We start from the raw sequence: 8,427 nt of genomic DNA on the forward strand, positions 1-8,427 counted from the left end.
ATTTATTTATCGATTCAAGCCAGAATTATAACACCATTTCAGCGAGTTAATGGGCGTATGTCAGGAGTTCTGCACTGGCTTTCCCTGAAAAGCCGACTGGGCGATCCGCCAGCAATGCCAACCGCAACACCGGCGGTGGAACCGCTGCGCGTTCCACCCTACAAAGTGATGCCGCCGCAAGGGCTAAGAGGCTGTCTGGAAATCATCGTAGAGGCCCCTAGGAGCCTGTCCGACTTGGGGGGATCGAAGCGAGGAAGTGGGAGAGCGAGGCCATTTCGTTCCGGTTTTGAGGCGCATCGTGGTTCTATGTAACGAAAAAGCGGGGCGAAAGGGACCGTTCTCCCGATTCCGCAGCCGATTCATCCTAAGTCGGACAGGCTCCTAGGATCCTTGAGGGCGCAAAATGCTCGCAGATGAGTCAAATTTCGATGAAGCGTCCGACCATCCAAGGCCGTCGGGGTCGGGATCGGGGTCGGGATCGGGATCGGGATCGGGATCGAACCGACGATAGCGATCCCGATCCCGATAGCGATCCCGATGGCATGACTCGTCGGTCTGAGGCGAAGCCTCCCTAGGAGTTTCCAGACAGCTTCTAACGCCCACATCCATCAGCGCGAGCATCCAATCGCTCGGAGACGCCAGACTGCCTTCCCTTGATCATGTTCCGAGGATGTCTTGTCTGTTCCTCAAGACTCAGGGCACACCGATCAGCACATAGAACGCACTCTCGCCCGTCGCCGAGAGCCCGATCCCGAGATAGGCCGGGCCGATCCAGGTATCGGACCCGAAGAAGACGCTACCGCCATAGCGCGTCTCCTCGGAACTCAGGATCGTGTCTAGCCCGTCCCTCGGATTGGTCACGGTGCCGTCGGACAGCCAGCCGGCCTCGAGCGAGGCGCCAAGATAGAGTCCTCGACCGATCGGCGGCGGGAGCGCGGCGATCTGGCGATAGTAGGCCAAGCCCGCGAAGGCCATATCGTTGCCGCGGAACTGCTCATTGGCGTAGCCGGAGAGCTTCAAGAAGCCACCTAGCGGAAACTGGTCATAGTAGGGCATCTCGGCACCGAAGCTGGTGCCGCCTCTCATCACTCCAGTAATGGTATTGAGACCGAAGCTATGGGCCGCGATCGCGGCCACTTCAGCACGCGTATAGTCGACCTCCGCGCCCATGGCCGAAAGCGGGCTCATGGCCTCCAGGGAGAGACGCAGCCCAGAACGCGGCGCTCCAAGACTGTCGAGCGTGTCGTAGACGATCCGGCCGCGCAGCCCGGAATCCCTTAGCCCATCTTCGTTGAGTTCGGGCGACCCGGTGTCCAGATCGGCGCCTGTATGCCCATAGTAGGCACCCGTGCGCACCTCGACCCCGTTGAGCGTCGTCCCCACATCCATGCCCAGGCGCACCCGGCTCACGTTGTAGCGCGCAACACGCTGATCCCCTAGGAAGACGCTATCCGGAGTGCTGCTCAGATCCAGATAGGGGGCGACGAAGAGGGCGCGATCCAAATCCAAGGGCTGATAAAACTCGGTATACAAACTCGGAGAATTGCCGAAGGTGAGCATCGAACTCCACTCGCCGCCAAGCCGGTTCATCCAGGTTTGGTTGTAGGTCGCCCGCAGACCGAAACGGTTGTCGCCTTTGTTGTCCGAGGAGAAACCGAGACCGAACCCGAGATACCCAGGTCCCCAGGCCTTCTCAATGGCATCCACGATGAGGAGATCATCCCCATCGCGCTGCGGCTCGAAGCGGTAGCTGATGCGCTCGAAATCACCACGGCCGTAAAGACCCTCGATATCATCGACAAGACGCTCCCGATCCAGGGGTTGATCCGCCTGAGCATCGACCAAGCCATCAAAGAGTTTCGGGTTGACAAGCTGCAGGCCCGCCACGCGAACCTCTCCAACGTTCTTCACCGGCCGCCCAGGCCCAAAACGCTCGCGCTTCCAGCGTGCATAGGCCTCCTCGCTCAGGCTGAAGCGGGCAAGTTGCGCCTCCACCTTGCGCGCCGCCTTCTCGCCCGTCGCGATGGACTCGGGGGCTCGATCGAAGTCGCCGGAGGTGATGTCGCCAAGATCCGGGACGATGAGGATATCGCGCCCCGGACGGATCTGCTTGAGCGAGGTCTGCACATTTTGCTCGGTGAGGATGGCGATCATCTGGCCGGTGACGCCCAGGATGGTCCCGAGCTGATCGCGCGGCAGATAGCCGGATCCCAGATTCACCGCGATGATGACATCCACCCCCATCTCCCGGGCAACGTCGATGGGGAGATTGCGCACCAGACCGCCATCCACGTAGATCTGGTCCTGCCATTCCATAGGTGCGAAGAGGCCGGGTACGGACATGCTGGCCCGCATAGCGACAGGCAGCGGACCCGAGTCGAAGACGTGCATCTGGCCGTTCTCGAGATTGGTCGCCACGGCGCGGAAGGGGATCGGCAGGGCGTCGAAGCGCTGCACTGTCTCGACACCCTTGACCAGGTCATTGAAGAAGAGCTGTACCTGCTGCCCCGAGATGGCGCCATTGGGCAACCGCACGCGGCCGTCGCGCACACCGAGCGAGAAGTCCCAGGTTGGATTGGCAGAGGCCTCCTTGCGGCGCACGGGCCAGTCCTTCCGGGGCGGGTTATCGTTGAAGAGCACATCCCAGTTCGCCTGCGTCACCCGTCGCTCCAACTCAGCCGCGGGCAATCCTGCCGCAAAGCCGCCCCCGACGAGCGAGCCCATGCTGGTCCCGACGACCACGTGGACCGGGATGCGCATCTCCTCCAGCACCTTGAGCACGCCGATATGGGCCGAGCCGCGCGCCCCGCCCCCGCTCAGCACTAGACCGATACGCGGATAGGCGCTATCGCGGCCAGCGCCGAGCGCGACGGAGGGAAGCGCAATGGACGAGAGGGTTGCGCAAGCCGCAAGGAGCATGACCAGAGCGAGCCGATGGCGTTTCATTGAGAAGCCTCGTCTGAAACCGAAGGGTGAACGGATCTCGAGGAATCCGCCGGGTGGCGGCAGTCTAATTGACGGACCTCGGAATCGGAAAGTGGACGACCTGCGAAACCGAGCCCCGACAGACGAGCACTGGATCAACGCCTCGACGCCGGTCGCTCACCGAGACGCATCGCTCACCCTTGCCGCCAGGGAGGCCGGCAGATGACGCCGGTGAGCCCGCAGCCTCGGCAGTACACGATCATTGAGCAGCGACGCTGGCGTCAGATCCGGATAACCGATCGCCGCAAGATAATCGCTGACGAAGAGTCTCGGCGCAGCGTCCGCAATCTCATGAAGATCCTCGTAGCAGCAGCGGGCCAGATAGAGCGCCGCGACGTTCGCGCGCACCTCTACCGGAACCCGGTGCGGCGGTGCGAGTTCGGGATAGCGGCTGAACTGGATGCTCTTGCACAGCGACTCCGGTAACTGCCAGCCGCGCAGCAGCTCCGACCCCATCTCCGCGGGCTCCAAGTCGTCGAACAGCATGCTCAGCCCGGGGTTGTTGGTCTTGAGGAGTTCGATGACGACGAAGCCGATGTCGCTCAGCAATCCAAGGGTGGCGACCTCCGCGGGCCGCCCGGCACGCAGCACCTCAGAGACGGTGGAAGCGATGCGGGACACCTCGACCGCGCGCCGATGCAACTCTTGGAAGAACGCCGTATCCGGGAGACTGCGGCGCATGCTCTCGGACATGATGATCTGATAGACGATGTCATGCCCCATGAGCACAATGGCATGGCCGACATTGGTGATCTCGCGCCGGAAGCCGAACAGGGGCGTATTCACCGCCCGCAACAGCGTGCTGGTCAGCGAAGGGTCCATGGTCACCAGCTCGACAATCTCATTCTTGGTCGTTCGCTCGTCGAGCATCTTGCTCAACAGCTGCATGCTGGAGATCGGCAGGGCATTCACCTTGGAGAAGAGCAGCTTCACCATGGGCGACCGGGCGAATCCCCCGCCCTTCTTGGCGCGCAGCGCGTAGAGCAGATCCGTAAAGACCTCCTCGCGGCGGGAGAGCGTCTCGATCCTGCCCCTGAGAATGCGCAGACGCTCGATCGTCGCCCGCGCGATTCGCCGTCTGAGTTCGGTCGCCAAGGGCTCGTCCAACTCGGCGAACGTGGACGCATCAATCACCAGGAGTGTCGTCGAGGTCCGCGCGACCGCGGTCGCCTCATAGATGCCCGGCTGGTCCAGATCGACATCGCTGAGCCAATCGCCCGGACCCAACTCCTCGACATGGGTCTCACCGGACTGCTTGAGATGGATGCCGCCGGTCAAGACGACATGCACCCGGTCGGCAATCTCACCGCTCTCGAACAGACGCTGGCCGGCCGACAGTCTAATCGCGGTTGCGGCATCGACAATGAGGCTCAGATCAGCCTCCGGCAGACCCGGCAACACCCCCACCTCGCGCGCAACGTCGCGAACCTTCCTCAGGTCCGGCGTCTGAAATTCGCGCGCCGGCGGCTCAGGCGCCTTGCGCCGCGTCCAGAACAATCCCACCCAGGTATCTCCCGAATCTCTCGACTCCAGCTCAGACGGTCGACTGAGCCCATCTCATTATCGGCCCCTGCGCCCCGGACCTTGAGACCCACTCAACCCGGAAGAAGCCACCGACCACTAGAATCCTTGAGGGCGCAAAATGCTTGCAGATGCGTCAAATTTCGATGAAGCGGACGACCATCCAAGGCCGTCGGGATCGGGATCGAACCGACGATAGCGATTCCGATAGCGACCCCGATACCGATAGCATGGCTCGTCGGTCTGAGGCGAAGCCTCGCTATCCACTAGCCACCAGCCACCAATCTCTTTGGCCCCGCTGGCGGCTGCACTTAGAAATTGTCCATCAATTGTTTCCCGATGCGAGCGATGCCGCCCGAAATCCCCCCTAGCCCCCCTTTGCGAAAGGGGGGAAGTTGTTGATGGACGCTTTCTTAGGCGGTACAGGATGCCCCCGGGCTACTCCCGTCGCAAGGCTTCGATCGGATCCAGTCGGGCCGCCCGGCGCGCCGGGAAGTAGCCGAAGATAACCCCAACCGCCGCGGAGAAAAAGAAGGCGATGAGGACGATTCCGCCGTTGAAGACGAAGGGGACGTTCAAGAGCCGGGTCAAGCCCAGCGAAGCGCCGAGCGCGAGCAGAATCCCCAAGATGCCGCCCAATGACGACAGGGCCACGGCTTCGACCAGGAATTGCAGCAGCACCTCGCGCTCGAGGGCGCCGATGGCCAAGCGGATGCCGATCTCGCGGGTCCGCTCGGTCACGGACACCAGCATGATGTTCATGATGCCGATGCCGCCGACCAGCAGGCTCACCGCCGCGACCGCCGTCAGCAGCGCGGTGAGCACGCGCGTGGTGCCGGTCAGCATCTTGGTGATCTCCTTGAGGTCGCGCACGCTGAAGTCGTCGTCCTCGGAGGCCGAAATGTTGCGCCGCTCGCGCAGCAGGCGTTCGAGTTCCTTGGTCGTCTCCTCGGTCGAAACACCATCGCGCACCGAGACCTGAATGAGATTCACGTCCTGATTGCCCGCGATTCGGCGCTGATAGGTGCGCAGCGGCATCAAGACGAGGTCGTCCTGATCCATCCCCATGGTGCTTTGGCCCTTGGCGCGCAGCAGCCCGACAACCTGGCAGGCCATCGACTTGAGGCGGATATTCTGGTCAATGGGATCCATAGCGCCGAAGAGTTCGCGGCGCACGGTCGCGCCGATCACACAGACCGAGCGCCCGCCGCGCAGGTCGCCCGTGGAGAACATGCGCCCGGATTCCAGCTCCCAGTTGCGGACATCGAAATAGGCGTTATCCGTGCCGCTGATCGTCGTCGACCAGCTGCGATTGCCGACAACAGCCGTGAGGGAGGCGCTGGAAGAAGGCGCGACGGCGCGCGCCGAGGACACATCCCTGCGGATCGCCAGGGCATCGCTCAGACTGAAAGCGGGGGCGTTGGACCGCTGCCCCGGCCCCATGCGCTGGCCGACCCGAATCATCAGAAGGTTGCTGCCCAGGCTCTCGATCTGCTGAGTGACCTGGCGCGTCGCGCCATCACCCAGCGTCACCATGACGATGACCGCGGCAACGCCGATGACGATGCCGAGGATGGTCAGCACCGAGCGCAGGATGTTGCGGCGGATCTCGCGCAGCGCGAGGAGCAAGGCGTTCCAGAGCATCAGGCCTCTGCTCCAGGCTGAATGACGTCGGCGACCCGGCCATCCAGGAAGTGGATGACACGGTGCGCGTAGGCGGCCATGTCCGCCTCATGCGTGACCATGAGGACGGTGATGGCGCGCTCGCGGTTGAGTCCAATCAAGAGTTCCATGATCTCGTGACTGCGCGCGGTGTCCAGGTTACCGGTCGGCTCGTCGGCCAGCAGCAGGCTTGGCTGGGTCACCATGGCGCGAGCGATGGCGACGCGCTGCTGCTGTCCGCCGGAGAGTTCGCTCGGGGTGTGATGCTCCCAGCCGGTCAGCCCGACCATGGCCAGGGCTTGGCGCGCCAGGGCGTGCCGCTCGGCGCTTGGGGTGCGCCGATAGATGAGCGGCAACTCGACATTCTCCAGCGCCGAGGTCCGGTTGAGGAGATTGAAACCCTGGAAGACGAAGCCGAGATAGTGCCGGCGCAGCAGCGCGCGCTGGTTGCGGTCGAGCGACTCCACGGGGACGCCGCGAAAGCGGTAGGAGCCCAGCGTCGGCGTATCCAGACAGCCCAGGATATTCATGGCGGTAGACTTTCCGGACCCGCTCGGCCCCATGACGGCGACGAATTCGCCCTCCTGGATGCGCAGATCGACGCCATCCAGGGCGCGCACCTCAGCCGTACCAGAGCCGTAAATCTTGCTCACCTGGTGCAGTTCGATCAGCGGTGCTGACTCAGCCGCAGGCGTGACGCCGTCGAGCGGGCTCATGGCGTGCGCCCGCCCTGTTCGACCCCGACCAGGACCTCCGTCCCGGCTTCCAGCTCACCGCTCACAACCTGGGTCCTGGCCCCGTCCGTGAAGCCCGTCTCGATGTCGACCGATGCCGGGACGCCGTCGCGCAAGACCCAAACGACGGCACCCGCCGGCTTCTTCTCGGTCGACTCCGACGGCTGCCGCGTGCCACGCGAGCGTCGCGGCAACAGCATGCTGAGCAGATTCGGCCGCGCCTTCGCGCCCTCCTGACGCGGCGGCATGAACCGCAACGCGGCATTGGGGACGAGCAGGACATCCGACTCTTCGCGCACCAGGATGTCCGCCGTCGCGGTCATCCCGGGACGCAGCGACAGATCCGCGTTGTCGACCGCCAGCAGGGCCCCGAAGGTCACGACCCCATTGACGGTCTCAGGCGCAAAGCGGACCTGGGTAATGGTCGCAGGAAAGGTCCGACTCGGGTAGGCATCCACGGTGAAGACGGCCGTCTGCCCCTCCTCCACCTGACCGACGTCCGCCTCGTCGACATCCACCTTGAGTTCCATCTGGGTCAGATTCTCGGCCAGGGTGAAGAGCACGGGCGTCTGCAGGGAGGCGGCGACGGTTTGCCCCGGCTCGACGACGCGATTGAGCACGATGCCGTCGATTGGCGAGCGGATCACCGTCTTTTCCAGCGTGCGTCGGTCCGAGTCGAGCTTGGCCTGAGCCTGGTCGACCTTGGCGCGGGCGACCGCGAGCGCGGCAACCGCACGCTCGGCAGCGGCCTCGGCCGTATCCAACTCCTCCGGAGAGGCCAAGCGTTTCTTGATGAGATCGCGCGTGCGCCCAAGCTTGCGTCCGGTCTCGCTGACGGTTGCCTGCGCCTCGTCGACCTGAGCTTCAGCCAAGGCAAGTGCCGCGGCGGACTGACGCTCTTCCGCGCGTGACTTATCCGGATCCAGCTTGGCCATCACCTGTCCCTGCGCGACGCGGTCGTTGAAACCGACCTCGACACTGAGAATGGTGCCGGAGACCTCGGTACCGACATCCACCTGAGTGACCGGCTGGAGCTTCCCGGTGGCGGTGACCTCCACGCGCAGATCGCCGCGACGGGCCTCTGCCGTCTTGAACAGGGGGCCGTCCTCCCGAGAGGGCGCGATGAATAAGACTCCGAGCAGGGCAAGACCAACAATGATCAGAGCGAGCCACCTGCGCCAATGGCGCAGACGCCTGGACGAGGGTTCCTTCAGACCAATACGCTCCGCGACCGATGCCTCGGCCTGACTCTCCTCTTGGCTCATCGCCGACGACTCCGAATGACAGACTGAGGTTGCTTAGGGCAAGGATCGATGGGAAGCATCAGTCACAGTCACGCAGGGAGTGCCGATGCTCGACGGATCCGGGCCATTAGACAGGGAGGAAAGCCTCGCGTTCGATGGCGCCGTTCATCCTCTCATAGCCCAAGCGCACGACCGGTGGGAGCGGCGCCCCCCCCCCCCCGGGGCCCCCTAGCCGGGGGGGCCCCCCGCCCCCGGGCGTTTGCGTGAATGGTTTAACGGGG

Annotated in this window: 5 protein-coding genes; all 5 read right to left on the reverse strand. The window is 63.8% G+C overall.

The features are described from left to right. Positions 1 to 693: 693 nt before the first annotated feature. The 5 genes from G3480_RS23900 to G3480_RS23920 all read right to left on the reverse strand — a co-directional run bounded on the left by G3480_RS23900 (position 694) and on the right by G3480_RS23920 (position 8,167). The gene (locus G3480_RS23900) at positions 694 to 2,946 is read right to left on the reverse strand and encodes a patatin-like phospholipase family protein (protein ID WP_164656744.1); all 2,253 of its coding nucleotides are present in this window, start codon (positions 2,944 to 2,946) and stop codon (positions 694 to 696) included. A 156-nt stretch (positions 2,947 to 3,102) separates the two neighbouring features. Further along, the gene (locus G3480_RS23905; RefSeq protein ID WP_164656745.1) at positions 3,103 to 4,488 is read right to left on the reverse strand and encodes an HDOD domain-containing protein; all 1,386 of its coding nucleotides are present in this window, start codon (positions 4,486 to 4,488) and stop codon (positions 3,103 to 3,105) included. 456 nt (positions 4,489 to 4,944) lie between these two features. Then, positions 4,945 to 6,150, reverse strand: coding sequence for an ABC transporter permease (locus tag G3480_RS23910; RefSeq protein WP_164656746.1), 1,206 nt, complete (start codon positions 6,148 to 6,150; stop codon positions 4,945 to 4,947). Next, on the reverse strand, positions 6,150 to 6,884 hold the full coding sequence (locus tag G3480_RS23915) for an ABC transporter ATP-binding protein (protein ID WP_164656747.1): 735 nt from the start codon (positions 6,882 to 6,884) through the stop codon (positions 6,150 to 6,152). Before G3480_RS23915 ends, G3480_RS23910 begins: the two co-directional genes overlap by 1 nt. Then, entirely contained in the window at positions 6,881 to 8,167 is a 1,287-nt protein-coding gene (locus G3480_RS23920) for an efflux RND transporter periplasmic adaptor subunit (RefSeq protein WP_164656748.1), read from the reverse strand. Before G3480_RS23920 ends, G3480_RS23915 begins: the two co-directional genes overlap by 4 nt. Between the last annotated feature and the right edge of the window lie 260 nt (positions 8,168 to 8,427).

Origin of the sequence: Thiorhodococcus mannitoliphagus (assembly GCF_010915725.1) — a bacterium.
GTDB classification, from domain to species: domain Bacteria; phylum Pseudomonadota; class Gammaproteobacteria; order Chromatiales; family Chromatiaceae; genus Thiorhodococcus; species Thiorhodococcus mannitoliphagus.